This window comes from Aromatoleum sp., assembly GCF_036675785.1.
Lineage (GTDB): Bacteria > Pseudomonadota > Gammaproteobacteria > Burkholderiales > Rhodocyclaceae > Aromatoleum.
In genome coordinates this window covers 60203-85199 of record NZ_JAKFEF010000034.1, presented here as the reverse complement: position 1 = coordinate 85199, position 24997 = coordinate 60203, and the positions used below count along the sequence as shown (strand labels likewise).

The following is a 24997-nucleotide window of genomic DNA, read 5'->3' as shown; positions in this document are numbered from 1 at the left end:
TGCCCGGAACGAATCCGCGCGCCAGCGGATCCCCTCCGTCAGATGTAGCGCACCTCGACGACCTCGACTTCACGCGGGCCGGCCGGGCTCGCGAAGCGCACCGCGTCGCCTTCGCGCGCTTTCAGCAGCGCGCGCGCCAACGGCGAAATCCAGCTGATCCGGCCGGCGCTCGCGTCCGCTTCATCGACGCCGACGATCTGCCAGGTCTGCTCGTCGCCGTCGTCGACGTCGGCGATCGTGACGGTGGCGCCGAAGAACACCTGGTCCATGCCGCGCTGGTCGGCCGGATCGACGACCTCGGCCGATTCGATGCGCTTGATCAGGAAGCGGATGCGCCGGTCGATTTCACGCAGCCGCTTCTTGCCATAGATGTAGTCGCCGTTTTCCGAGCGGTCACCGTTGGATGCCGCCCATGCGACGGTCTCGACCATCTTCGGCCGCTCCGTCCGCACGAGGTGGTCGAGTTCGCTCCTCAGCGCCTCATAGCCGTGCCGCGTCATGTAATTCCTGGTGCCGGGCGGCAGGCGGACGCCCGCAGGCACCTCGTCGTCTTCCTCGGAACCTTCGCCTTCCTTGACAAACGCCTTGTTCACGATGTGTTCTGCTTTCAGAAAAGTTTCTCGGGGCGGGCCCACGGGGCGCGGACGCGGGCGTCGCGCGGAAAGGGCTGATCATAAACCGATCTCCAGCGCGATATTGGACGTCACCGGCCGGCAGGGTTCCCGCCCGGACCGCGCCGGGCTAATTGTCATTCCCAGCGTCGGCGCATACCATACAGCACCGATTTCCCTTCAATGGCGCCCCGTCGCCCAGCCGCACAGGTCCGAGATGAGCGAGGAAGCATTCGACGACGTAACCAGTCTTCAGACGCGCCTGGCGGAGCTCAGAGCCGAGCACCGGGATCTCGACGACGCGATCGCCCGCCTCGGGGGGGCGCCGCAGGACGACGAACTGCTGCTGCGCCGACTGAAGAAGCGCAAGCTCGCGCTGAAGGACCGCATCTCGGTCATCGAGCGCATGCTCGAGCCCGACGAGCCCGCCTGACCACGGACCCGAAAAAGCGCCCTTACGCCGATGACACAACCCCGGACTTTCGGCCCTGAAACCCTCGCGCTGCACGCGGGCCAGTCACCGGACTCGGACTTCGGCGCGCGCGCGGCGCCGATCTACTTCACGACGAGCTACGTGTTTCCGGACCCGGATCACGCCGCCGCGCTTTTCAATCTCGAACGCCCCGGCCACGCGTATTCCCGCCTTTCGAATCCGACGAACGCGGTGCTCGAAGAACGGATCGCCGCGCTCGAAGGCGGCGTCGGCGCGGTCGCAGTCGCGAGCGGCCAGGCGGCGCTGCATCTCGCGATCACAACGCTGATGGGCGCCGGCGGCCACATCGTCGCGTCGCGCTCGCTGTACGGCGGCTCGCACAACCTCCTCCGCTACACGCTGCCGCGTTTCGGCATCGAGACCACCTTCGTCGATCCGCGCGACCCGGACCATTGGCGGCGAGCGCTGCGGCCCGAAACCCGGCTGCTGTTCGGCGAATCGCTCGGCAACCCAGGGCTCGACGTCCTCGACATCCCGGTCGTCGCCGAGATCGCGCACGAACACCGCGTGCCGCTCCTCGTCGACGCGACCCTCGTCACGCCGACGCTGCAGCGTCCGCTGTCGCTCGGAGCCGACCTCGTGCTGCACTCGGCGACGAAATTCCTCGGCGGCCACGGCGTCGCCGTCGGCGGCCTGCTCGTCGATGGCGGCAGGTTCGACTGGGAAGCCTCCGGGCGTTTTCCGACGCTCACCGACCCCTGGGATGGTTTTCACGGGATGAACTTCGCTGAGGAGTCCCCGATCGCGGCCTTCCTGCTTCGCGCACGGCGCGAAGGTCTGCGCGATTTTGGCGCCTGCCTGTCGCCGATGAATGCGTTCCAGATCCTCCAGGGGATGGAAACGCTGCCGCTGCGTATGCGTGCCCACGTTGCGAACGCTCGCGCCGTCGCCGAGCATCTCGCCGGCCACCCGCTCGTCGAGCGCGTCGCATACCCGGGACTTGCCACGCATCGCGACCACGAACTCGCCGCCCGCCTGCTGCCGGTCGGCGCGGGCGCGGTGCTGTCCTTCGACTTGCGCGGCGGGCAGGTCGCGGGGCGGGCGTTCATCGAAAGCTTGCGGGTCTTTTCCCACCTCGCGAACGTCGGCGACGTGAAATCGCTCGTGATCCACCCGGCGAGCACGACCCATTTCCGCATGTCGCCACGGGATCTCGAAGCGGCGGGAATCGGTGAAGGCACGGTCCGGCTGTCGGTCGGCCTCGAGAACCTCGCCGACCTGATCGAAGACCTGGACCGCGGGCTGTACGGCGCGGAACGCGCGATGCAGAAATAGCGATGGAAATCCCGATCGCCTCGTCTTCAGTCTTCGTCTATACCGGCGGCCGCCCGTTCGACGCCGGGCTGCCGGTCGTCGTGCTCATCCACGGCGCCGGCCACGACCACAGCGTGTGGAATTTCCAGGCGCGCCAGCTGGCCCATCACGGTTTTTCGGTCGTCGCACCGGATCTCCCCGGCCATGGGCGCTCCGGCGGGCCTTCCCTCGCGTCGGTGGAATCACTCGCCGAGTGGGTCGCGGCGCTGCTCGATGCGCTCGGCGTCGATCGTGCCGCCCTCGTCGGCCACAGCATGGGGTCGCTCGTCGCACTCCATGCCGCGACGCAGATGCCCGCTCGCGTCAGCCGGCTGATCCTGATCGGCAGCGCGGTGCCGATGCCGGTCGCCGACCCGCTGCTCCAGGCCGCGCGCGAGACACCGGGCACCGCCCACGCGATGATCAACCAGTGGTCGTACACCCCGGCGTCGCAGCTCGGCGCGAGCGCATCCCCCGGCGTCCGACTGACCACGATGAACCTGCGCCTGATGGAGCGCCAGCCGGAAGGCGTGCTGGCAAACGATCTCGCCGCATGCAATGGCTACCAGCGCGGGCTCGACGCGGCGGCGGAAGTCCTCTGCCCGACCTTGCTGCTGTGCGGCGAGCGGGACCAGATGACGCCGCACCGCGCGGTCAAACCCTTGCAGGAGGCGCTGACGAAGGTGCCGGGAGGGGCTCGCGTGGCCGTCATCCCCGGGGCCGGGCACGCGATGATGGCCGAGGCGCCGGCGGCCGTCGGCGCTGCGATCCGGAGGATGCTCGACGAAAAATAACGAATAAGACAAAAAGGGCGGCAAGCCTGCGCTGTACGGACAATAACGACCCCAGGAGAGAGACATGTCCCAGCCCAACGATGCCAAATTCGCCGTGGAGGAACCGGTCTTTCCGACCGTCCGCGACGTCGGGGCCGCCGCGCCCTTGCGCTGGATCCGCAAAGGATTCGCCGATTTCGCAGCGTGCCCCGTCCCGAGCCTGTTCTACGGCTTCTGCTTCTCCGCGATGGGACTTCTGATCACGTTCGTATTCGAGCACGCCTACCAATACACCGCGGCGCTGACATCGGGCTTTTTACTGGTCGGCCCCTTCCTCGCGATGGGCCTCTACGAAATCAGCCGCCGCCGCGAGCAGGGCAGCCGCTGCGCACTCGCGCCGACCCTCACCGTCTGGAAGCGCAACGCCGGCAACATCGGCATCTTCGCAGTCGTGCTGGGCATCGTGTTTCTCGTCTGGGCGCGCGCCTCGCTCGTCGTCTTTGCGCTGTTCTACACGAACGAGATGCCGAATCTCTCCGGCTTCCTGACGCAACTGCTCGCGTTCGAAAATCTGGAATTCCTGCTCGTTTATTTCGGCGTCGGACTGCTGTTTTCGACGGTCGTGTTCGCGGTCAGCGTGATCTCCGTGCCGCTGATGCTCGACCGGAACCAGGACGCGGTTTCGTCGATGCTCGCGAGCATCGGTGCCCTCGCGCGCAATCCGGCCTCGATGATCGTCTGGGCGCTCATCATCGTCACGCTGACCGTGATCGGGTTCATGAGCTTCCACCTGGGTCTGGTCGTGCTGATGCCGATCGTCGGACATGCCACCTGGCACGCCTATCGCGACCTCATCGTCCCGCTCGCCGATGGCGGATGAGAAAGCGGTTTCAGTCGCGAAGTTCGAGCAGCACAGGCTGGTGGTCCGATGCTGCCGTGTTGGCGGCGATCGAGACGTCCTCGACGCGCGGCGCGAGGTCTTCCGACACCCAGACGTAGTCGCAGCAGTATTTTCGGCCGGGCCACTCGGCGCCGTGCAGCCCGACGGTCGGCGCGTGCTCGCGACCGCGATGCCGGACTTCCCACGCGTCACGCCATTCCGGCACGTCCGCGCGAGGATCGGCGCGCATCTGCGCGTATTCCGCCGAACCCGGTTCGCAGTTGAAATCGCCGCAGAGCACCGCGCTCGACGGCCGCGGGCGCGCGGCGAAGATCGGGTTCGACTCCTTGCCGACCGCAGCCGCCCGCGCATGGGCCGCGACCTCGTCCTGCAACGCCCGCAGCGCGCGGACCTGCGCTGCCCGTTGCCGCTGCGAGTAATACTCGAGGTGCGTCGTGAGAACGCGCAGCGGTCCCGACGGCGCTTGCGCCACGACTTCGATACAGCATCGCTGCATCCCGGGCACGCCCGGATCGACGGGCCACGGCAATAGGTGGCGAAACACCTGGCCGACCGGCAGCCGCGACAGGATCAGGTTCCCGAAACGGGCGCGCCCTCCCCGGCCGTCCGGCACATCGACCCCCGGGCCGAACACCGGCTCGTGATCCGGAAACGCTTCCGAGAGGATCGCGACGCCGTCTTCGCGGTGGCCACCGGGGAGACCGGGGAAACTCTGCGCGACTTCCTGCAGACAAATCACGTCGGCCCCACCGGTTTCACCGATCGCCGCTATCGTCCGCCCGAGGTCGACCCGGCCGTCGGCGCCGCGCCCCCACTGAATGTTCCAGCTGATGATGCGCATGGTGTAGTCTCCGCCTCGATGGTAAACCGGACCGCGCTCGACCTGCTGGCACCAACGGCTTCGCGTGCCCTCCGACTCCGGCAATTCGAATGCCCGACCGGCTGAACGCGCCGCTTCTTTCCGCGAATTTCGCACGATGACGATGGCTTCGCCGCACCCGCACGATCACGGACATCCCGGCCATTCGCACCACGGCCACGCCCACGCGACGCGCTCGCATCACGGCCACGCGCACGCCGCGCACACCGGCCGGGCGCTCCCGTGGGCGCTGGCGATGACATTGACCTTCGCCGCGGTCGAAGCGGTCGCCGGCTGGTGGTCGGGATCCCTCGCGCTCGTCGGGGACGCCGGCCACATGCTCACCGACAGCCTCGCGCTCGCGCTCGCGACCGTCGCCGCCGTCGTTTCCCGTCGCCCGGCAAGTGTGCGGCATTCGTACGGCCTTCGCCGGTTCGAAACGCTCGCCGGCCTGCTCAACGGGCTGTTCATGCTGGTGCTCGTCATTCTGATCAGCTGGCACGCGGTCGAACGACTGCTCGACCCGCGGCCGGTCGCCGGTGCCGCGGTGACGCTCGTCGCGGCGATCGGCCTCGCGATCAATCTCCTCGTGGCCTGGCTCCTGTCGCACGGCGAAGACGACCTGAACACGCGAGGCGCGCTGCTTCACGTGATGGGCGATATGCTCGGTTCGGTCGCGGCCCTCGTCTCCGGCCTCGTCATCACCTATACGGGTTGGCTCCCGGTCGACCCGTTGCTGTCGATGCTGATTTGCGGCCTGATCCTCGCGTCGACGCTCAAGCTGCTTCGCACCGCCGCGCACACGCTGCTCGAAGGGGTCCCGGACGACCTTTCGCTGCCCGAAATCGGCCGCACAATGGCGGGCGTCGAAGGCGTCCATTCGATTCACGACCTCCACGTATGGAGCCTCGATTCGAACCACGTCGCTCTTTCCGCCCACGTGGTCGTGCGCACCGGACGGGACTGGCCTGACACGCTCGCGCGCCTGCAAAATCTGTTGAACGACCGGTTCGGCATCGCGCACGTCACGCTTCAGCCCGAACCCCTTCCCGGCCAAGTCGTCACTTTCGCGGCCCGCTCGCCGGCACGGGCGGCCGATCTTCCAGGACCAGGACAAGGACAAGGACACGCCTAATGCCTTCCGCCCCAGAACTCGTCACCGGTCTCGCAGCGCTCGCTTCGCTGCCGTCGGTGTACCTGCGCATCCGCGAGGAACTCGACGCTCCGGACGGCTCCCTCACCGCGGTGGCAACGGCGATCTCCGGCGATCCGGCGACGACGGCGCGCCTTCTTCACGTCGTCAATAGCGCGTTCTACGGTTACGGCAGGCCGATCGAGACGGCCGACCGGGCGGTCGTGTTGCTCGGCTTGCAGCAGGCGCATGACCTGGTTCTCGCGATGTCGCTCGGATCGACGTTCGCGCGGCTCGATCCAGCTCAGCTGGATCTCGCCCGCTTCTGGCGCCGCAGCGTGATGCGTGGGCTCGCCGCGCGGGCGATCGGGCGAGCGCGCAAGCTCCCCTCCGCGGAAAGGCTCTTCGTCGTCGGACTGCTCAGCGACCTCGGGCACCTCGTGATGTATCAGGTGGCGCCCGACGCTGCGGCGGCGTCGCGGGCGGCCAGCGAAGAAAGCGGTGAGCGCCTTCACGAAGCGGAACGCCGCATCGTCGGCTGCGATTCCGCCGAAGTCGGCGCCGCGCTGATGGAGCGATGGAAGCTGCCGGGCGCGTTCGCACGGATCACGGGCGCCCAGTTCAACCCGCGGCTCGGCGGCGAGCATGCTTACGAAGCCGCGATCGTTCATGTTGCCGCCCACCTCGCGGCCGCCGACCTGAATCGCGACACGACGGAGACGGCGCTCGCTGGAATCGACCCGGTCATCTGGTCCCAGCTCGACATGAGCCCGGAAGCGCTGGCGAAGATCCGCGAGGACGCCGAACTCAACCTCGCGGGCTATATCGCGCTGTTCTTTCCACCCCGACGCTGACGGGGAGCCCCGCCGAAGTATGCCAGATCGCGCCGCAGGAATTTTTTTGCCCGCCCGTTCCGCCGTGCCCGTGACCGGGCGGCCGGAACGCCTTGTCCGGCGCGGTTTCCACGCCGATCACGCCAATTTTTCGGCTACTAGATATAGTGTGCTTCGACATATTGACACACTGTCGAAATTATTATCTCGTTGTTTTTTCTACATTTTAATTTTTTGCATATCTTGCCGTTAACGCCTATTCTTCGACGCATCCGAAACTCCTGAAACGGACGAAACAAATGAGCACGACGATCCAGGCAAAAGTCAAGACCGACGCATCCACGCTAGCAGCCCAGGAGATTTCCGGCGAAGTTCTGGTCGAGAAATACGCCAAAGGCGACGAGCGTAGCGTGGCGGAAGTGCGCGCCCGGGTGGCCCGCGCGCTCGCGGCCGTTGAAGCGGAAGACAAGCGTGCACATTGGGAGGCGAAGTTCCTCGAGGCCCAGGAGCGAGGCTTCGTCCCGGCCGGGCGCATCAACAGCGCTGCCGGCACGAACCTTCAGGCGACGCTGATCAATTGCTTCGTGCAGCCGGTCGGCGACTCGGTGACCGAAGCGGTCGACGGCCGGCCCGGGATTTACACCGCGCTCGCGCAGGCCGCGGAGACGATGCGCCGCGGCGGCGGCGTCGGCTATGACTTCTCGAGCATTCGCCCCAAGGGCGCGCTGGTCAAGGGAACGCTGTCGAATGCTTCCGGCCCGGTTTCGTACATGCGCGTGTTCGACCGCTCATGCGAGACCGTCGAGTCCGCGGGCGCCCGTCGCGGGGCGCAGATGGGTGTGCTGCGCTGCGACCACCCGGACATCGAGGAATTCATCCACGCGAAGGACCACGGCGACCTGACGAACTTCAACATTTCCGTCGGCGTCACCGACGCGTTCATGAAGGCGGTCGACTCGAACACCGACGTCGAGCTCACGCACAAGGCCGAGCCCATCGACGAGCTCAAGGACGGCGGCGCCTACCAGCGTGACGACGGGCTGTGGGTGTACCGCAAACTACCGGCGCGCGAGCTGTGGGACCAGATCATGCGCTCGACGTACAACCACGCCGAGCCGGGAATCCTCTTCCTCGACCGCATGAATCAGGACAACAACCTGTACTACTGCGAGACGATCGAGGCGACGAACCCGTGCGCCGAGCAGCCCCTGCCGCCATACGGCTGCTGCGACCTCGGCTCGATCAACCTGACGCCGTTCGTGAAGCAGCCGTTCACCGACAAGGCGGAGTTCGATTACGCGGCGTTCGGCAAGGTCATCGACGTCGCGATCCGCATGCTCGACAACGTGCTCGACGTCACGCACTGGCCGCTCGAGCAGCAGGAGAACGAAGCGCAGTCGAAGCGTCGCGTCGGCCTCGGCTTCACCGGCCTCGGCGATGCGCTGATCATGCTGTGCAAGCGCTACGACACCGACGAGGCGCGCGCGGTCGCGGCGAAAATCTCCGAGTACATGCGCGACCGCGCCTATCTTGCATCGGCCGAACTCGCGCGCGAGCGCGGCGCGTTCCCGCTGTTCAATGCCGACCTGTACCTGTCGGGCGGCAACTTCGCGTCGCGGCTGCCGGCCGAGGTCAAGGACAAGATCCGCAAGCACGGCGTGCGCAACTCGCACCTGCTGTCGATCGCACCGACCGGCACGATCTCGCTCGCGTTCGCCGACAACGCGTCCAACGGTATCGAGCCGCCGTTCTCGTACACCTATACCCGCCGCAAGCGCATGGGCGACGGCACCTACAAGGAATACGCGGTCGAGGACTACGCGTGGCGGCTGTACCGGCACATCGGCGGCAACGCAGACAGGCTGCCGACGTATTTCGTGACCGCGCTCGAAATCTCCGCCCAGGCGCACAAGGACATGGTCGCGGCGGTCGCGCCGTACGTCGACACGTCGATCTCCAAGACGGTGAACGTCCCCGAGGACTATCCGTATGCCGAATTCGAGGACCTTTACCTGACGGCATGGAAAGCCGGTCTGAAGGGACTCGCGACCTACCGCCCGAACTCGGTGCTAGGCGCGGTCCTGTCGGTGACGCCGTCGAACGAACAGAAGCAGCCGCAGGACGTCGAACTGTCCGGCCCGAACAAGCGTCTCGCGATCAAGAGCCTTCCGGCACCGGTCCTGTCGAGCCTGCGCTGGCCGGGCCGCCCGGAGCTGCCCGACGGCAACCTCGCCTGGACCTACATGCTCGATACGCCACAGGGCGATTTCGCGCTGTTCGTCGGTCACATCGAGAACAACGGCCACGGCGGCTTCCCGTTCGAAGTGTGGGTCAACGGCGCGGACCAGCCGCGCGGCCTCGGCGCCGTCGCGAAGACGCTGTCGATGGACATGCGCGCGAACGACCAGGGCTGGCTCAAGCTCAAACTCGAGACGCTGGCGAAGACGATCGGCGAAAAGTCCTTCGAGATGCCTTTCCCGCCGCACGGCGAGAAGACGCTCTTCCCCGGCACCGTCTCCGCTTTCGCCCAGGTCGTCCGCTACCGCTGCGAAAAACTCGGCGCGCTGACCGAAGGGGGCGCAACGCCGGTTCTGGACACGTTGTTCAGCCTGCAGGAACCGAAGACCGGCACCGACGGCACGCTGTCCTGGACGGTGGATATCCAGAACCCGGCCACCGGCGAAGACTTCGTGCTCGGCCTGAAGGAAATCACGCTGCCGGCGCAGGACGGCTTCTCGGTCGGGATGACACGCCCGTACTCCGTGTGGTTGTCCGGCAACTACCCGCGCGCACTGGACGGACTCACGCGCATCCTGTCGCTCGACATGCGCGTGATGGATCCGGCATGGATCGGCATGAAGCTGCGCAAGCTCCTGAACTACCCGGAGCCGCTCGGCGATTTCATGGCGTTCGTCCCGGGCACGAAGCGCCAGCAGAACTACCCCAGCACGGTCGCCTACATGGCACAGCTGATCATCCACCGCTACGCGATGCTCGGCGTGCTGGACGAGAAGGGATACCCGGTGCGTGAAATGGGGATCCTCGAAGCGCCGCGCGAAACCAGCGATCCGAAAGTGATGCAGGGCGCGCTGTGCGTCGAATGCGGCAATTACTCGGTGATCCGCAAGGACGGCTGCGACTTCTGCACCGCGTGCGGCGCCGTCGGCACCTGCGGCTGAGCAACGGCGCCGCATCCCCCCTTCCGCTGCCGAGTCCGTTAAAGACGCCGCAGCCACCGCAGCAGCGGAAGGGGGAATCCAGACGCGGTTTCAAACCGGCCCTACTCGCCCCGAGGCCCGCAACCTCGCAGCTTGTTTTTCCGGTTTCGGATCGGCACCGCCGGCGTCGCCGCCAGTCTTGAGGTGGAGACTAAGCCGGCGACCCCGCGCCGCCCGCGATGTCCGCCTGAGGTGCCGAGACGAGCGACAGGCCCAGCGCCGCGAACCCCTTGAATAGTGCGACGATGCTCTTGCCGTCGGTAATGTCTCCGGCGTCGATTGCGGCGATCGCCTCGTCGACGGTGAGACTGAGGACTTCGAGGAATTCACCCTCGTCGAGCGCATGTCCGACGTGCGCGAGTCCGCGCGCGAGAAAGATCTCGATGCGTTCGTCGGAGTAGCCGATGCAAGGATGCATCACGCCGAGATACTGCCATTGCGCCGCCTCGTAGCCGGTCTCCTCACGGAGCTCGCGGCGGGCACATTCGAGCACGTCCTCACCGGCGTCGATTTTTCCCGCCGGCAGCTCGAGGAAGACCCGGCGCAACGGGTACCGGTACTGACGTTCGAACAACAACGCCCCGTCCGGAAGAACTGCGAGGACGACAACGGCGCCGGGGTGCCTGACGTACTCGCGGACCGACTCCTTCCCGTCGGGGAGCCTGACACGGTCTCGCCGAACCTTCAGCAACGCCCCGTCAAAAACAGGCGTCGACTCCAGTTCGGCTTCTTCCAGATCGATGTCAGAGCGAGGCGAGGAGCGCATAGGCGCAAAGCGACATCAGCCCCTGCGGCAACAGCCCGAGCACCGCGACTGCGAGACCGTTCGCGGAGAGAAGGACACGCACACCGGCCGGGGCGCGCAGTGGCGCGGCATCGACCGGTTCGTCGAAGTACATCACCTTCACGACGCGGAGGTAATAGTAGGCGCCGATCACCGACATCACGACGGCGAGAACCGCCAGCCAGATGTATCCGGCAGCGACCACTGCCTGCAGCACCGCGAGTTTCGCGAAGAAGCCGATGAAGAACGGAATACCGGCCATCGAGAACATCACGATCATCATCAGCGCCGCGAACCACGAACTGCGCTTGTTCAAGCCCTTGAAATCGTCGATGTTCTCGGCCTCGAACCCCGCTCGGGAGAGCAGCAGAATCGTGCCGAACGACGCGAGGGTCATGATCACGTAGGAGATCGCGTAGAACATCGCGGAGCTGTAAGCATTCAGCGCGAAATGGCGGTCGCCGTCCACGACCCCGGCGAGCAGTCCCAGCAGCACGAATCCCATGTGCGAGATGCCGGAATACGCGAGCATGCGCTTGATGTTCGACTGCGCGATCGCCGCGAGGTTACCGAGGATGATCGACAGCACCGCCATGAACATCAGCATCGACTGCCATTGCTCCGCTAGTTCGAACAAACCGTACACCAGCAAACGCATCGCCATCGCGAATGCGGCGAGCTTCGGCGCCGAGGAGATAATCAGCGTAACGGCCGTCGGGGCGCCCTGATATACATCGGGCACCCACATATGGAATGGCACGACGCCGAGCTTGAACGCGATGCCCGCCAGCAGGAACACGAGCCCGAACAACAGCACGGTCTTGTTTGCGGCCTGGTGATAGATCGACTGCGCGACGCCGGAAAGCTCCAGGCTTCCGGTCGCGCCGTAGATCATCGACATCCCGTACAGAAGCAGACCCGACGCGAGCGCACCAAGAACGAAATACTTCATTGCCGCTTCGGTGGAACGAGCCGACTCGCGATCGAATGCGACCATGCCATATAGCGACAGCGACATCATCTCGAGCCCGATATAGAGCGAGAGCAGGTGGTTCGACGTGACCATCACCATCATGCCCAGCGTCATCAGCAACGACAGCAGATAGTATTCGGGCCGGTCGATGTTCCGATCCGCGAGGTACCCGCGCCCGTACAGCAGCGCGGTCGCCACGGTGAAATAGATGACCAGCTTGAGGAAATCACCCATCAGGTCGGAAATGAACATGTTGCTGAAGGTGAAGCTCACCTGCCCGTCCATCGTCGCAATCGTCACGAACGCGGCCGCAATCAACGTCAACTGCGTCAGGTAGTACGCGAGACTCCGCGCGATGCTGCGCGCGAAAGTCGTGGCGAGCATGATTACCAGCGCCATCACCGCGACAAAAATCTCGGCAGCTGCGGGGTAGAAGTCGGGAATGACGAAATTCATCTTCTGACCAATCCGAAAAAGTGTCTCGCGTGCTCGGTTAGAGCTTGCTCACGGCAACGTGCCGCAGGAGTTCATTGACCGAAGCGTGCATCACTTCGGTGAACGGGAACGGGTAGAGGCCCATCGCCAGCACGCACAGTGCGAGGATGCCGAGGAACAGGAACTCGCGCCCGCCGATGTCGTCCAGTTCGGCCACATGACCGTTGCCGACGACACCGAAAACGACCCGCTTGTACATCCACAGGGTGTAGGCCGCACCAAGGATCAAGGTGATCGCGGCAGCGAACGCAACCCAGAAATTGAACTGAACCGCGCCGAGCACGACCATGAATTCGCCGACGAACCCGCTGGTGCCCGGCAGACCCGCGTTCGCCATCGAGAACAGCATGAAGAAGGCGGCGAACTTCGGCATCGTCTTCACGACGCCGCCGTAGTCGGCGATGTTCCGCGAATGCATCCGGTCATACAGCACGCCAATGCAGAGGAACATCGCGCCCGAGACGAACCCGTGCGAGATCATCTGTACGATCGCGCCCTCGAGGCCGACCGGGTTGAACATGAAGAATCCGAGCGTGACGAATCCCATGTGGGAAATCGACGAATACGCCACGAGCTTTTTCATGTCCGTCTGGACCAGCGCGACGAAGCCGATGTAGATCACGGCGATCAGCGACAACACGATCATCATCGGCGCCATCGCCTGCGCGGCGTCGGGAACGATCGGCAGTGAGAAGCGCAGGAAGCCGTAGGCACCGAGTTTCAGTGCGATCGCCGCCAGGACCACCGAGCCGCCGGTCGGCGCCTCGACGTGCGCGTCAGGCAGCCAGGTATGGACCGGCCACATCGGCACCTTGACCGCGAACGCAATCAGGAAAGCCCAGAAAATCAGCGTCTGCGCGCCCATTCCCAACGGGAGCTGGTGCCAGTCGAGGATATTGAAGCTGCCGCCCGCCTCCATGAACAGGTAAAGCAGCGCGATCAGCATCAGCAGCGAACCGAGCAGTGTGTAGAGGAAAAACTTGATTGCGGCATAGACACGGTTCGCGCCGCCCCAGATGCCAATGACGAGGTACAGCGGAATCAGCGAGGCCTCGAAGAAGGTGTAGAAGAGGATCGCGTCGAGCGCCGAGAAAATTCCGTTCATCAATCCCGACATGATCAGGAAGGCGGCCATGTACTGCGCGACCTTCTCCTGGATCACCTGCCAGCCCGCGATCACGACAATGACAGTGATGAACGCGTTCAGCAGGATGAACATGACGGAAATGCCATCGACCCCGAGATGGTAGTTGATGTTGAACCGCGGAATCCACGGAAGCACTTCGGCGAACTGCATCGCGCTCGTGCTCGCGTCGAAGAGCGTATATAGCGGCAGCGTGATCACGAAACCGGCGATCGCCACCAGCAGGGCGAGCGACCGCGCGAGCGGTGCGTTACGGTCCGAACCGGTCGCTAGGACGAGCAATCCGCCGAGGATCGGAATCCAGATCGCGAGGCTGAGAAATGGCAAACCCGTCATCGTTACTTTCCGTCAAGTGCGTCGTTCGCCGACGCGCGTTTATCGTTATTCAGTATTCCAATCACCGGCTCAACCGAGGTTGAACCAGAAAGTGAGCAGAATGAAGACGCCGATGATCATCGCGAAGGCGTACTGGTACAGATGACCGGTCTGGAACAGCCGGGAAATCTGAGCAACCCACCCCACCAGCCGCGCGGTTCCGTTGACCGCGACGCCGTCGATCAGGCCCTGGTCGCCACCCTTCCACAAGCCCTTACCCAGCACCCGGGAGCCGCCGGCAAATACGATTTCGTTGAATCGGTCGAAGAAGTACTTGTTTTCGAGCAGTGCGTGCACCGGGCGGAAGGTCCGCTGTATCGCGGCCGGGATGTCCGGGCGCACCATGTAGAAGAACCATGCGAGCACGACCCCGGCCGTCGCAAGCCAGAACGGCGCGGTTTGCAGCCCGTGAAGTCCCATGCCGATCGCGCCGTGGAAGCTCGCGGCGAGTTCGGAAAGCCCGACGTGATTGTCGCCGACGTAAATGACGTCCTTGAACCAGTCACCGAACAGCATCGGCTCGATCGTGAAGAAACCGATGACGACCGATGGAATCGCGAGCAGAACGAGCGGCAACGTGACGACCCACGGAGACTCGTGCGGCTTCTGACCCGGCGCCAGACCGTGATGATGGTCCGTCGACGGTTCCTCATCGTCATGATCACCCTGATGATCGTGCTGGCCGTGGTTGCTGCCGAATCGCTCCTTGCCGTGGAAGACGAGAAAATACATCCGGAACGAGTAAAACGCCGTCACGAACACGCCGAACAGCACGCAGAACAGCGCATACCCCGCGCCGGGGATCGTCGAGGCATGGACGGCCTCGATGATCGAATCCTTCGAGTAGAAACCGGAAAAGAACGGGAAACCGATCAGCGCGAGCGAACCGAGCAGCGACGTGAACCAGGTCACCGGCATGTATTTCCACAGCCCGCCCATGTTCCGCATGTCCTGGTCGTGATGCATGCCGATGATCACCGAACCCGCGCCGAGGAACAGCAGCGCCTTGAAAAACGCGTGCGTCATCAGGTGAAACACGGCGGCCGAGTACGCCGACACGCCGAGCGCGACGGTCATGTAGCCGAGCTGCGACAGCGTCGAGTACGCAACCACGCGCTTGATGTCGTTCTGGACGATGCCGAGGAAGCCCATGAAAAGTGCGGTGGTCGCACCGATGACGAGCACGAAGGACAGCGCGACGTCCGACAGCTCGAACAGCGGCGACATGCGCGCGACCATGAAGATGCCGGCGGTCACCATCGTCGCGGCGTGGATCAGCGCCGAGATCGGTGTCGGGCCTTCCATCGAGTCGGGCAGCCACACGTGGAGCGGCACCTGGGCAGACTTGCCCATCGCACCGATGAAGAGGCAGATGCAGATCGCGGTCATCAGCGGCCAGCCGGTCACCGCCATGTCCTGGGCAGCAAGGTCGCCGGCACGGGCAAACACTTCAGCGTAATTGAGGCTCCCCGCATAGGCGGCGATCAGACCGATGCCGAGCAGGAATCCGAAGTCGCCGACCCGGTTGACGAGGAAAGCCTTGAGGTTCGCGTAAATCGCCGTCGGACGCTCGTACCAAAAACCGATCAGCAGGTAAGAAACGAGGCCGACCGCTTCCCAGCCGAAGAAGAGCTGAAGAAAGTTGTTCGCCATCACCAGCATCAGCATCGAGAAGGTGAACAGCGAGATATAGCTGAAAAAGCGCTGATACCCCGGGTCGTCGTGCATGTACCCGATCGTGTAGATGTGCACCATCAGCGACACGAACGTCACGACGAGCATCATCATCACGGTCAGCGAGTCGACCAGAAAGCCAACCTCGAAAACGAGGTTCCCGCTCGTCATCCATGTGTAGATCGTGCCGTTGAACGTGTTGCCCGCCTGGACGTCCTGATAGATGACGATCGACGCGGCGAACGCAATCGCGACGCCGAGAATCGTGACGATGTGGGCACCGACGCGGCCGATTGCCTTGCCGAACAGGCCGGCGAGAATCGCACCGGCGAGCGGTGCGAGCGGCACCAGGAGATAAAGCTTTTGCATATCCGTCATCGCGACGCTTCCTTAACCCTTGAGGCTGTCCAGATCATCCACGTGGATCGTCCGCAGGTTGCGGAACAGCACGACCAGAATCGCAAGGCCGATTGCCGATTCGGCCGCCGCGACGGTGAGGATGAAGAAAACAAAAAGCTGCCCTGCCAGATCGCCCAGGTAGTGGGAGAAGGCGATGAAGTTCAAATTGACCGCGAGCAGCATCAACTCGATCGCCATGAGCAGGACGATCAGGTTTTTCCGGTTGAGGAAAATCCCGACCACGCTGATCGCGAACAGGATCGCGCCCAGAATGAGATAGTGGGAAAGCGAAAGCATCAAAAACTCCCTGATTACACCGGCCGCACAGCCGCCGCTGTTCTTATTCTTTCTCGGCAGACATCGAAATCAGTTCGACACGTTCGTCGCGCCTGACCAAAACCTGTTCCGACGGATTGACGTACTTCACGCCTTTGCGTTTGCGCAGCGTCAGCGTCACCGCAACGATCATCGCCACCAACAGCAAGAGCGACGCGAGTTCGAACGGATAAACATAGTCGGTATAAAGCAGACGCCCCAGTTCGCGCGTGTTGCTGTACCCGCCTTGCGCGGCGGGCGGAGTGGGCATCGCTTCGAGGCCGAAGTACCGGCCGCCGAGCACGAGCGCCATCTCGACGACGAGCAGCACGCCAATCAAGGCGCCGACCGGCAGATAACTCCAAAAGCCCTGTCGCAGTCGGTCGAGATTGATGTCCAGCATCATGACCACGAACAGGAACAACACCATCACCGCGCCGACATAAACCATTATCAGCACGATCGCGAGAAATTCGGCGGCGAGCAACAGCCAGATGCCGCCCGCGGTAAAAAACGCCAGCACGAGGAACAATGCGGCCTGAACCGGATTGCGAGAGGTAATGACTCTCAGCGCCGAGAACACCATGATCGCGGAGAGAACGTAAAAGACGAAGGTCTTGAATTCCATGTTCTGTATTGTGGCGCCGACCGGCGCCCTCCCTTAGCGGTACTTGGCGTCGACTTCCCGGTCCGCGGCGATCTGCGCTTCGTACCGATCGCCGTTCGCCAGCAGCATCTGCTTGGTGTAGTAGAGGTCGCCGCGCTTTTCTCCGTGATACTCGAACACGCGCGTTTCGACGATCGCATCCACCGGACAGGCCTCTTCACAGAAGCCGCAAAAAATGCACTTCGTGAGATCGATGTCGTAACGCGTCGTCCGACGGGAACCGTCGTCACGCTGCTCGGACTCGATGGTGATGGCCAACGCGGGACAAATCGCTTCACAGAGCTTGCATGCGATGCAGCGCTCCTCGCCGTTTGGATACCGGCGCAACGCATGAAGGCCGCGGAAACGCGGACTCGCGGGGGTCTTCTCCTCCGGAAACTGGACGGTGATCTTGCGCGCGAACAGATGACGTCCCGTCAGCGCAAGTCCCTTCACGAGTTCCTTGAGGAACAGGCTACCGATGTAATCCTTGGCACCCATCTTCAGCCTCTCACTTCCAAATCGACAGTGGGGACATCATCCACACCGCAACCACGATCACCCAGACGAGCGTGATCGGAATGAATACCTTCCAGCCCAGACGCATGATGTGGTCATAGCGAAACCGGGGAAACGTTGCGCGGGCCCACAGGAACATGAACAGGATCGCCGCCGTCTTGAGCGCGAGCCAATGGAAACCGTCAGGCAGGAATCCAACCGGTGATAACCAGCCGCCAAGGAACAGGACCGATGTAAGGATCGACACCAAGATCATGTTCGCGTATTCAGCTAGGAAGAACAGCGCGAAGGCCATCCCCGAATACTCGACCATATGCCCCGCGACCACTTCCGACTCGCCCTCGACGACGTCGAACGGAGCGCGGTTCGTCTCGGCGATTCCGGAAATCAGGTAAACCACGAACATCGGCAGCAGTGGCAGCCAGTTCCACGACAGGAAGGAAAGTCCCATATCGTGAAATTGACCCTGCCCCTGCGATCGGACGATGTCGGAAAGATTCAAGCTAGAAGAGATCAGCAGGACGCAAATGAGGGCGAAGCCCATCGCGACTTCATACGACACCATCTGTGCTGCAGCGCGCATCGATCCCAGAAACGCGTACTTCGAGTTCGACGCCCAGCCGGCGACGATCACTCCGTAGACCTCGACGGACGTGATCGCGAGCAGGAACAGCAAGCCCGCATTGACGTCGGCGAGAACCATGCCGTCGCCGAACGGAACGACCGCCCAGGCAGCCAGCGACGGCGCGATCGCGAGAATCGGACCGAGGATGAAGAGCCCCTTGTTCGAGCTCGACGGAACGATGATTTCCTTGAACAGCAGCTTGAGCCCGTCGGCGATCGGCTGCAGGAGACCCTTCGGGCCGACACGGTTGGGACCGATACGGACCTGCATGTACCCGATGACCTTACGCTCAGCAAGGGTCAGGTAGGCAACGCACAGCATCAGCGGTGCGATGATCGCGACGATTTTGGTCAGAGTCCAAACCGCCGGCCACGCCGGGCCGAACAACTGCGCAACGGGTTCGAGCAACGCTTCCATCAGATACGCTCCACGCTGATTTCGCCGCAAATCGAGCCGAGCGCCGCGGTGGCGGGATGGGCAGCCGCGATCCGCACGCAATTGGGCGCCACGCCGTCGTCGGCAACGATTGCAAGTTCGGCGGTTGCAGCGCCCTGCTTCAGGCGGACACGACTGCCCGATTCGATTCCGAGCCGCGAAAGGGTCGCGGCGCTCGCGCGCGCGACGACTGCGGCAGCATCCCGCGTCTTTTGCAAGGGCGGCGAGCGGCGGACGAGCGGGTCGCCGAAGTAAATCGGGACGTCGCTGACACGCTCCAGCGCCTGCAAAGCCTTCGTCGGGGAGAGTTCGATGTCCTTGACGCCGTTACCGAGCCGTGCAACGACATCTTCCGACAACACCTCGGCTGCGACGGCCTCGGAATCGTTCTGGTCGAACCCATCGAGATCGAGGAGATTGCCGAGCACGCGCAACACCTTCCAGCCGGGTCGCGTGTCGCCTCGGGGACGGGCCACCGCGTTGAAGCTCTGCACCCTGCCCTCGCAGTTCACGAAGGTGCCGGACGTCTCCGTAAACGGAGAGACGGGCAGCAGCACATCGGCGCAAGACAGCAACGCGGGCGACGTGAAGCTCGACAGCGCAACGACCAGTTCGGCGCCTTGCAGCGCAGACACCGTCGCAGTGGGGTTCGCGAAATCGAAATCCGGTTCGGCGCCCAGCAAGACGTACGACTTCAGCGGCTGCTCGATCATCTGTCTCGCATTGAACCCGCCGACGATCGGCACTGCCTGCGCAAGATAGCCACCGACACTGTTCGCGGCCTCGCCGATCACCCCGAACGAACCACCGCTGATACGCGCGATCTCCTGGGCGACGAACTGCAGCTCTGCGGCGCGGGCGGATTGAACAGCGAAATTACCCAACCAGACGGCGACCCGACCGCCGCTCGCAAGGTTCTGGGCGATCGCACGCGCTTCGGCCGAGATCTCGCTCGGAGCCGACGCGGCAAGTGCGTCCGGCAGTGCGACGCCCTTTTCGCCCGCCAGTGCGGCGGCCACTTGCAGGAGCGTTGTGACCATTGCCGACGGCGCGACGACGACGCCGTTCCTCACCGGCAGGAGCCAGTCATCGGATGCCGCGTTTATCGAATCGACTTGAAGCCCCCGCTTCGCGGCCTGACGGACACGTTGCGCGAGAAGCGGCGCGTCCTTGCGGAAAAAACTGCCGACGACGAGCAAACGGTCGAGGATCGCGACGTCAGCGACCGCCATTCCGAGCCAGGGCGCGCCTTCCAGGTGGCCATCCGCGCGGAAGTCGGTCTGCCGCAGCCGGAAGTCGATATTGTCGGTTCCGAGTGCGCGGCCGAACTTCTGCAGAAGATGCAGTTCCTCGAGGGTCGAATGCGGCGAGGCGAGCATGCCGATCGCCGCCGGCCCGTGCTCCTTCGCAACGGCAAGCAATCCGTTTGCGGCAAACTCGAGCGCGGTCTGCCAGTCCGCCTGCTTCCATTCTCCGTCCTGCTTGACCATCGGGACCGTGAGCCGCTCCTCGCTGTTCAGGCCTTCGTACGAGAACCGGTCCTTGTCCGACAACCAGCACTCGTTGATTTCCTCGTTTTCGAGCGGTAGAACGCGCTTCACGACGTCGTGCTTCACTTGAACGATGAGATTCGAGCCGAGCGAATCGTGCGGGCTGATCGACTTTCGCCGCGACAGCTCCCAGGTGCGTGCGGCGAAGCGAAACGGTTTCGACGTCAGGGCTCCGACCGGGCAGAGGTCGATGATATTGCCCGACAGTTCGGAATCGACGGTCTTCTCGACGAACGGCATGATCTCGGCGTGTTCGCCGCGGAACGCCTGACCAAGTTCCATCATGCCAGCGATCTCGGTCGTGAAGCGGACACAGCGGGTGCAGTTGATGCACCGGGTCATGTCCGTCGCAACCAGCGGGCCGAGGTTTTTGTTGAAGACGACGCGCTTCTCTTCCTCGTAGCGGGACTGGCTGCTGCCATAACCCACCGCAAGGTCCTGCAACTGGCACTCGCCGCCCTGATCGCAGATCGGGCAGTCGAGCGGGTGGTTGATCAGCAGGAATTCCATCACGCCCTTTTGGGCCTTGATCGCCTGTTCGGACCGCGTCCACACTTTCATGCCATTGGTAACCGGCGTCGCGCAGGCGGGAAGCGGCTTCGGCGCCTTCTCGACCTGCACAAGACACATGCGGCAGTTCGCTGCAATGGAAAGCTTCTTGTGGTAACAGAAGTGCGGAATGTATGAACCAGCCTTCGTAGCAGCATCCATTACGGTGCTGCCGTCCTCGACCGATACTTGCTTGCCGTCGATTTCAATCTCTAGCATCACTGACTCACGTAGATTTTGCTGCCTTCGTACTGAACCTCGGGCGGCACAAGACATTTCTTGTTTTCGATGTGGTATTCGAATTCCGAGCCGAAGTGCTTGATGAAACTTTGCACCGGCATCGACGCCGCGTCGCCGAGCGCGCAAATCGTCCTGCCCATGATGTTGCCCGTCACCGAATTCAGCAGATCGAGGTCGTCTGGACGTCCCAAGCCGTTCTCGATCCGATGTACCACCCGGTACAGCCAACCCGTTCCTTCACGGCACGGGGTGCACTGGCCGCACGATTCCTCGAAGTAAAAATACGAGAGACGCTCGAGCGCCTTCACCATGCACGTCGTCTCGTCCATGACGATAACCGCGCCGGAACCGAGCATCGATCCGGCCTTCGCGATGGAGTCATAGTCCATCGTGCAATCCATCATGATCGCCCCAGGCAACACGGGCGCAGAAGATCCGCCGGGAATCACGCCCTTGAGCTTGCGCCCTCCGCGCATTCCACCGGCCATCTCGAGCAACTCGGAGAAAGGCGTCCCCAATTCGATCTCGTAGTTACCGGGCTTATTTACGTGCCCGGACACCGAAAACAGTTTCGTGCCCCCGTTGTTCGGCTTGCCGAGACCGAGAAACGCCTCGCCGCCCATGTTCATGATGAACGGGACGGACGCGAACGTTTCGGTGTTGTTGATCGTCGTGGGCTTCCCGTACAGGCCGTAACTTGCCGGAAAAGGCGGCTTGAAGCGCGGCTGCCCCTTCTTCCCTTCGATCGATTCCAGCAATGCGGTTTCTTCGCCGCAGATATAAGCGCCGTAACCGTGATGAGCGAACAATTCGAACGAGAACTCCGAACCCAGAATGTTTGCGCCGAGCAATCCGGCATTCCGTGCTTCAACCAGCGCTTCCTCGAAGCGCTGGTAAATTTCGAAAACCTCGCCGTGAATGTAGTTGTACCCGCGCTCGCAACCCATCGCATAGGCGGCGATCGTCATGCCTTCGATGACGCTGTGCGGGTTGTACCGCAGGATGTCGCGATCCTTGAAAGTCCCCGGCTCGCCTTCATCAGAATTGCATGCGAGATACTTCGACCCTGGAAACGAACGGGGCATGAAGCTCCACTTCAATCCCGTCGGAAAACCCGCGCCGCCCCGTCCCCGCAGCGAGGACGCTTTCAGCTCGGCGATGATCGCTTCGGGAGCGATCTTCTCGGCGACGATCTTTTTTAGCGCCGAGTAACCGCCGCGCTCGATGTAATCCTGTAACCGCCAGGTACGGTCGCCGTCGACGCCGGCGAGAATAAGTCCGCGTGCGCTCATTTGTCTTCCAGATCGGCCAGCAATTGATCGATCTTTTCCTCTGTCATCCAGCTGCACATGCGATGATTGTTCATCAGCAGTACCGGAGCATCGCCGCAAGCCCCCATGCACTCACCCTCCTTGAGGGTGAACTTGCCGTCGGGAGTGGTCTCGTTGAAGTCGATTCCAAGTTTTTGCTTCAGGTAATCCGCCGCATGCACGCCGCCGGACAGCGCACAGGGGAGATTCGTGCACACGGTGATCTTGTGTCGTCCCACCGGCTGCAGGTCGTACATGTTGTAGAAACTCGCAACCTCGTAGGCGGCGATCGCGGGCATGTCGAGATAGTCGGCGACGAACTCGATCGTTTCCTTCGCCAGCCAACCCTTTTCGATCTGCGCAATGCGCAGCGCCGACATTACCGCAGACTGTTTCTGATCGACCGGGTACTTCGCAATCTCGCGGTCGATCTGTTGTAGCGATTCCAGACTCAGCATTTCGTACTCGTCTTCCCGGGTTGCGTGTCGACGTTCGTCATTTCGTTCCGTCAGCGGTCGATTTCGCCAAAGACAACGTCCATCGTGCCGATGATGGCGACGACGTCCGCGATCATGTGGCCGCGCGCGATTTCGTCCATCGCGGCGAGGTGTGCGAAACCGGGCGCGCGGAGCTTGAGCCGGTAGGGTTTGTTGGCGCCGTCGGACACCGCGTACACCCCGAACTCACCCTTCGGATGTTCGATTGCGGCGTAGACTTCGCCGCTGGGAACGTGCATTCCTTCGGTGAAGAGCTTGAAATGGTGGATCAACTCCTCCATGTTGCTCTTCATTCTTTCGCGCGGCGGCGGCGCGACCTTGTAATTGTCGACAATTACCGGACCGGGATTCTTACGCAGCCACTCGATGCATTGCTTGACGATCCGGTTCGACTGCCGCATCTCTTCCATGCGGCAGAGATACCGGTCATAGCAATCACCGTTCTTGCCGACCGGGATATCGAAATCGAGCCGGTCGTACACCTCGTACGGCTGCTTCTTGCGCAAATCCCACGCAATGCCGGATCCACGCAGCATCGGCCCGGTGAACCCCCAGGCTTTCGCCTGCTCGGGCGTCACGACGCCGATACCGACGGTACGCTGCTTCCAGATCCGGTTATCGGTCAGAAGCGTCTCGTAGTCGTCGCAATAGCCCCCAAACCGTGCCGTGAAGTCCTCGAGAAAATCGAGCAGCGAGCCCTGCCGATTCTCGTTCAGCTCGCGAACCGTATTCGCGTTCTTGAACTTGTTGGTCTCGTACTGCGGCATCCGGTCAGGGAGATCGCGATAGACGCCGCCCGGCCGATAGTAGGCGGCGTGCATCCGCGCGCCCGAAACCGCCTCGTACGCGTCCATGAGATCTTCGCGCTCACGGAACGTGTACAGCACCATCGTCATTGCGCCGATATCGAGCGCGTGAGTACCGATACCGAGAAGATGATTCAGAATCCGCGTGACTTCATCGAACATTACGCGGATGTACTGCGCACGCAGCGGTACTTCGATACCGAGCAAGCGCTCGATCGCCATGCAATACGCATGTTCGTTGCACATCATCGACACGTAGTCGAGTCGATCCATGTACGGAACGGACTGCACCCAGGTGCGTGTTTCGGCCAGCTTTTCAGTGCCGCGGTGAAGCAGCCCGATATGCGGGTCAGCCCGCTCGACAACTTCCCCGTCCAACTCGAGGACAAGGCGCAACACGCCGTGCGCGGACGGGTGCTGCGGCCCGAAGTTGATCGTGTAATTGCGAATCTCAGCCATTGCCGACATCCCCGTAGTTCTCTTCGCGCACGATGCGCGGTGTATTCTCGCGCGGCTCGATCGTCACCGGCTGATAGACGACTCGCCCCTGCTCCGGGTCGTATCGCATTTCGACGTAGCCGGACACCGGAAAGTCCTTGCGGAATGGATGCCCGACGAATCCGTAGTCCGTCAGGATGCGGCGCAAATCGGGATGGCCGGCAAACAGGATCCCGTATAGATCGAATGCCTCGCGCTCATACCAGTTGGCACCGGGCCAAATGCCGACCAGCGATTCGAGCACCGGAAACGCATCGTCGTCAGCAAAAGTCCGCAGGCGCACGCGCCAATTGTGCGTGAGCGAAAGAAGGTGCACCGCAACCGCGAACCGCTTGCCCGCCCAATCACCTTGCCGGTAAGCGGAATAATCGAGTCCGGAGAGATCGATCAATTCCTCGAACCGCAAATCGAGGTGATCGCGCAGAATCTGCGCGACCGAAGTGTGCGCACTCGCCGCGACTTCGATCGTCACTTCGCCACGATCAACGACGATCGATTGCAGGCTCCCACCCAGGACATCCTTCAGCGACTGACTCAGACGTTCCAGCTTTGCACTCATAAATGGGCCACTCGTCACCGCGCGATGGTGTTCGTGCGCTTGATCTTGTTCTGCAACTGGATGATTCCGTAAAGCAGCGCCTCGGCGGTCGGGGGGCAACCGGGGACATAGACGTCCACCGGCACGATCCGGTCGCAGCCTCTGACAACGGAATATGAATAGTGGTAATAACCGCCGCCGTTCGCGCAGGAGCCCATCGAAATGACCCACCGCGGCTCGGCCATCTGGTCATACACCTTGCGCAGCGCCGGCGCCATCTTGTTGCACAGAGTCCCGGCGACGATCATCAGGTCCGACTGGCGCGGACTCGGCCGGAACACGACGCCGAACCGGTCCAGGTCGTAACGCGCACATCCCGCGTGAATCATTTCGACTGCACAGCACGCCAATCCGAACGTCATGGGCCACAACGAGCCGGTTCGCGTCCAGTTGATTACCGCATCGAGCGAAGTTGTCACGAATCCTTCGCGAAAGACGCCCTCAATACTCAT

The 24997-nt window shown here is 63.0% G+C and carries 23 protein-coding genes; 7 read left to right on the top strand and 16 right to left on the bottom strand.

Translation table 11 applies throughout. From position 1 onward, the window contains the following. Positions 1 to 38: 38 nt before the first annotated feature. Positions 39 to 593: a transcription elongation factor GreB gene (greB, locus tag V6M37_RS09075; protein WP_332672483.1), complete on the bottom strand. Its 555-nt coding sequence runs from the start codon at positions 591 to 593 to the stop codon at positions 39 to 41. Positions 594 to 828: 235 nt separating this feature from the next. Between greB and V6M37_RS09070 the strand changes: the two genes are divergently transcribed. From V6M37_RS09070 to V6M37_RS09055, 4 genes are all read left to right on the top strand, one after another. After that, positions 829 to 1044, top strand: coding sequence for a YdcH family protein (locus tag V6M37_RS09070; RefSeq protein WP_332672481.1), 216 nt, complete (start codon positions 829 to 831; stop codon positions 1042 to 1044). Positions 1045 to 1074: 30 nt separating this feature from the next. Further along, positions 1075 to 2379 (top strand): O-acetylhomoserine aminocarboxypropyltransferase, encoded by a 1305-nt coding sequence (locus tag V6M37_RS09065; protein WP_332672479.1) that lies wholly within the window; start codon positions 1075 to 1077, stop codon positions 2377 to 2379. 2 nt (positions 2380 to 2381) lie between these two features. Next, complete coding sequence (locus tag V6M37_RS09060; protein ID WP_332672477.1) at positions 2382 to 3191, top strand: alpha/beta fold hydrolase; 810 nt, start codon at positions 2382 to 2384, stop codon at positions 3189 to 3191. Positions 3192 to 3255: 64 nt separating this feature from the next. Continuing rightward, positions 3256 to 4050, top strand: coding sequence for a DUF2189 domain-containing protein (locus tag V6M37_RS09055; protein WP_332672476.1), 795 nt, complete (start codon positions 3256 to 3258; stop codon positions 4048 to 4050). A 10-nt stretch (positions 4051 to 4060) separates the two neighbouring features. On the opposite strand, the gene V6M37_RS09050 is transcribed toward V6M37_RS09055, so the two are convergent. Beyond that, positions 4061 to 4912, bottom strand: coding sequence for an endonuclease/exonuclease/phosphatase family protein (locus tag V6M37_RS09050; protein ID WP_332672474.1), 852 nt, complete (start codon positions 4910 to 4912; stop codon positions 4061 to 4063). A 136-nt stretch (positions 4913 to 5048) separates the two neighbouring features. On the opposite strand from V6M37_RS09050, the gene V6M37_RS09045 reads away from it, so the two are divergent. The 3 genes from V6M37_RS09045 (at position 5049) to V6M37_RS09035 (ending at position 10074) form a co-directional block, all read left to right on the top strand. Beyond that, positions 5049 to 6065, top strand: a complete 1017-nt coding sequence (locus V6M37_RS09045) for a cation diffusion facilitator family transporter (protein ID WP_332672472.1) — start codon at positions 5049 to 5051, stop codon at positions 6063 to 6065. Beyond that, a complete protein-coding gene (locus V6M37_RS09040) occupies positions 6065 to 6916 on the top strand; it encodes an HDOD domain-containing protein (protein WP_332672470.1) in 852 nt (283 codons plus the stop codon). The genes V6M37_RS09045 and V6M37_RS09040 overlap by 1 nt, the downstream gene beginning before the upstream one ends. 278 nt (positions 6917 to 7194) lie before the next feature. Further along, positions 7195 to 10074: an adenosylcobalamin-dependent ribonucleoside-diphosphate reductase gene (locus tag V6M37_RS09035; RefSeq protein ID WP_332672468.1), complete on the top strand. Its 2880-nt coding sequence runs from the start codon at positions 7195 to 7197 to the stop codon at positions 10072 to 10074. A 190-nt stretch (positions 10075 to 10264) separates the two neighbouring features. Here the strand turns inward: V6M37_RS09035 and V6M37_RS09030 are convergent, their stop codons facing one another. The 14 genes from V6M37_RS09030 to V6M37_RS08965 all read right to left on the bottom strand — a co-directional run bounded on the left by V6M37_RS09030 (position 10265) and on the right by V6M37_RS08965 (position 24997). Next, positions 10265 to 10879 carry an NUDIX hydrolase gene (locus V6M37_RS09030; RefSeq protein WP_332672466.1) on the bottom strand — a complete coding sequence of 205 codons (615 nt, stop codon included), beginning with the start codon at positions 10877 to 10879 and terminating at the stop codon, positions 10265 to 10267. Continuing rightward, the gene (gene nuoN / locus V6M37_RS09025) at positions 10857 to 12326 is read right to left on the bottom strand and encodes an NADH-quinone oxidoreductase subunit NuoN (RefSeq protein ID WP_332672464.1); all 1470 of its coding nucleotides are present in this window, start codon (positions 12324 to 12326) and stop codon (positions 10857 to 10859) included. The genes V6M37_RS09030 and nuoN overlap by 23 nt, the downstream gene beginning before the upstream one ends. A gap of 37 nt (positions 12327 to 12363) precedes the next feature. Then, positions 12364 to 13845 carry an NADH-quinone oxidoreductase subunit M gene (locus V6M37_RS09020; RefSeq protein ID WP_332672462.1) on the bottom strand — a complete coding sequence of 494 codons (1482 nt, stop codon included), beginning with the start codon at positions 13843 to 13845 and terminating at the stop codon, positions 12364 to 12366. Positions 13846 to 13914: 69 nt separating this feature from the next. Beyond that, positions 13915 to 15936, bottom strand: coding sequence for an NADH-quinone oxidoreductase subunit L (gene nuoL, locus V6M37_RS09015; RefSeq protein ID WP_332672460.1), 2022 nt, complete (start codon positions 15934 to 15936; stop codon positions 13915 to 13917). A 12-nt stretch (positions 15937 to 15948) separates the two neighbouring features. After that, a complete protein-coding gene (gene nuoK / locus V6M37_RS09010; RefSeq protein ID WP_442881001.1) occupies positions 15949 to 16254 on the bottom strand; it encodes an NADH-quinone oxidoreductase subunit NuoK in 306 nt (101 codons plus the stop codon). A 43-nt stretch (positions 16255 to 16297) separates the two neighbouring features. After that, positions 16298 to 16900, bottom strand: coding sequence for an NADH-quinone oxidoreductase subunit J (locus tag V6M37_RS09005; protein WP_332672457.1), 603 nt, complete (start codon positions 16898 to 16900; stop codon positions 16298 to 16300). A gap of 33 nt (positions 16901 to 16933) precedes the next feature. Next, positions 16934 to 17419: an NADH-quinone oxidoreductase subunit NuoI gene (gene nuoI, locus V6M37_RS09000; RefSeq protein WP_332672455.1), complete on the bottom strand. Its 486-nt coding sequence runs from the start codon at positions 17417 to 17419 to the stop codon at positions 16934 to 16936. A 10-nt stretch (positions 17420 to 17429) separates the two neighbouring features. Next, positions 17430 to 18479, bottom strand: a complete 1050-nt coding sequence (gene nuoH, locus V6M37_RS08995; RefSeq protein ID WP_332672453.1) for an NADH-quinone oxidoreductase subunit NuoH — start codon at positions 18477 to 18479, stop codon at positions 17430 to 17432. Beyond that, on the bottom strand, positions 18479 to 20815 hold the full coding sequence (nuoG, locus tag V6M37_RS08990; RefSeq protein ID WP_332672548.1) for an NADH-quinone oxidoreductase subunit NuoG: 2337 nt from the start codon (positions 20813 to 20815) through the stop codon (positions 18479 to 18481). Before nuoG ends, nuoH begins: the two co-directional genes overlap by 1 nt. Beyond that, positions 20815 to 22128 carry an NADH-quinone oxidoreductase subunit NuoF gene (gene nuoF / locus V6M37_RS08985; RefSeq protein ID WP_332672546.1) on the bottom strand — a complete coding sequence of 438 codons (1314 nt, stop codon included), beginning with the start codon at positions 22126 to 22128 and terminating at the stop codon, positions 20815 to 20817. Before nuoF ends, nuoG begins: the two co-directional genes overlap by 1 nt. Beyond that, a complete protein-coding gene (gene nuoE, locus V6M37_RS08980) occupies positions 22125 to 22604 on the bottom strand; it encodes an NADH-quinone oxidoreductase subunit NuoE (RefSeq protein ID WP_332672451.1) in 480 nt (159 codons plus the stop codon). The genes nuoF and nuoE overlap by 4 nt, the downstream gene beginning before the upstream one ends. A gap of 50 nt (positions 22605 to 22654) precedes the next feature. Further along, the gene (locus V6M37_RS08975; RefSeq protein WP_332672449.1) at positions 22655 to 23908 is read right to left on the bottom strand and encodes an NADH-quinone oxidoreductase subunit D; all 1254 of its coding nucleotides are present in this window, start codon (positions 23906 to 23908) and stop codon (positions 22655 to 22657) included. After that, complete coding sequence (locus V6M37_RS08970) at positions 23901 to 24506, bottom strand: NADH-quinone oxidoreductase subunit C (RefSeq protein WP_332672448.1); 606 nt, start codon at positions 24504 to 24506, stop codon at positions 23901 to 23903. The genes V6M37_RS08975 and V6M37_RS08970 overlap by 8 nt, the downstream gene beginning before the upstream one ends. 14 nt (positions 24507 to 24520) lie before the next feature. Then, on the bottom strand, positions 24521 to 24997 hold the full coding sequence (locus V6M37_RS08965; RefSeq protein WP_011238548.1) for a NuoB/complex I 20 kDa subunit family protein: 477 nt from the start codon (positions 24995 to 24997) through the stop codon (positions 24521 to 24523).

What these genes read in the sequence shown, in the direction of transcription:
- V6M37_RS09070 (WP_332672481.1), top strand. Translation starts at nt 829, where the DNA reads ATGAGCGAGGAAGCATTCGACGACGTAACCAGTCTTCAGACGCGCCTG.
- V6M37_RS09065 (WP_332672479.1), top strand. Translation starts at nt 1,075, where the DNA reads ATGACACAACCCCGGACTTTCGGCCCTGAAACCCTCGCGCTGCACGCG.
- V6M37_RS09060 (WP_332672477.1), top strand. Translation starts at nt 2,382, where the DNA reads ATGGAAATCCCGATCGCCTCGTCTTCAGTCTTCGTCTATACCGGCGGC.
- V6M37_RS09055 (WP_332672476.1), top strand. Translation starts at nt 3,256, where the DNA reads ATGTCCCAGCCCAACGATGCCAAATTCGCCGTGGAGGAACCGGTCTTT.
- V6M37_RS09050 (WP_332672474.1), bottom strand. Translation starts at nt 4,912, where the DNA reads ATGCGCATCATCAGCTGGAACATTCAGTGGGGGCGCGGCGCCGACGGC.
- V6M37_RS09045 (WP_332672472.1), top strand. Translation starts at nt 5,049, where the DNA reads ATGACGATGGCTTCGCCGCACCCGCACGATCACGGACATCCCGGCCAT.
- V6M37_RS09040 (WP_332672470.1), top strand. Translation starts at nt 6,065, where the DNA reads ATGCCTTCCGCCCCAGAACTCGTCACCGGTCTCGCAGCGCTCGCTTCG.
- V6M37_RS09035 (WP_332672468.1), top strand. Translation starts at nt 7,195, where the DNA reads ATGAGCACGACGATCCAGGCAAAAGTCAAGACCGACGCATCCACGCTA.
- V6M37_RS09030 (WP_332672466.1), bottom strand. Translation starts at nt 10,879, where the DNA reads ATGCGCTCCTCGCCTCGCTCTGACATCGATCTGGAAGAAGCCGAACTG.
- nuoN (WP_332672464.1), bottom strand. Translation starts at nt 12,326, where the DNA reads ATGAATTTCGTCATTCCCGACTTCTACCCCGCAGCTGCCGAGATTTTT.
- V6M37_RS09020 (WP_332672462.1), bottom strand. Translation starts at nt 13,845, where the DNA reads ATGACGGGTTTGCCATTTCTCAGCCTCGCGATCTGGATTCCGATCCTC.
- nuoL (WP_332672460.1), bottom strand. Translation starts at nt 15,936, where the DNA reads ATGACGGATATGCAAAAGCTTTATCTCCTGGTGCCGCTCGCACCGCTC.
- nuoK (WP_442881001.1), bottom strand. Translation starts at nt 16,254, where the DNA reads ATGCTTTCGCTTTCCCACTATCTCATTCTGGGCGCGATCCTGTTCGCG.
- V6M37_RS09005 (WP_332672457.1), bottom strand. Translation starts at nt 16,900, where the DNA reads ATGGAATTCAAGACCTTCGTCTTTTACGTTCTCTCCGCGATCATGGTG.
- nuoI (WP_332672455.1), bottom strand. Translation starts at nt 17,419, where the DNA reads ATGGGTGCCAAGGATTACATCGGTAGCCTGTTCCTCAAGGAACTCGTG.
- nuoH (WP_332672453.1), bottom strand. Translation starts at nt 18,479, where the DNA reads ATGGAAGCGTTGCTCGAACCCGTTGCGCAGTTGTTCGGCCCGGCGTGG.
- nuoG (WP_332672548.1), bottom strand. Translation starts at nt 20,815, where the DNA reads ATGCTAGAGATTGAAATCGACGGCAAGCAAGTATCGGTCGAGGACGGC.
- nuoF (WP_332672546.1), bottom strand. Translation starts at nt 22,128, where the DNA reads ATGAGCGCACGCGGACTTATTCTCGCCGGCGTCGACGGCGACCGTACC.
- nuoE (WP_332672451.1), bottom strand. Translation starts at nt 22,604, where the DNA reads ATGCTGAGTCTGGAATCGCTACAACAGATCGACCGCGAGATTGCGAAG.
- V6M37_RS08975 (WP_332672449.1), bottom strand. Translation starts at nt 23,908, where the DNA reads ATGGCTGAGATTCGCAATTACACGATCAACTTCGGGCCGCAGCACCCG.
- V6M37_RS08970 (WP_332672448.1), bottom strand. Translation starts at nt 24,506, where the DNA reads ATGAGTGCAAAGCTGGAACGTCTGAGTCAGTCGCTGAAGGATGTCCTG.
- V6M37_RS08965 (WP_011238548.1), bottom strand. Translation starts at nt 24,997, where the DNA reads ATGAGTATTGAGGGCGTCTTTCGCGAAGGATTCGTGACAACTTCGCTC.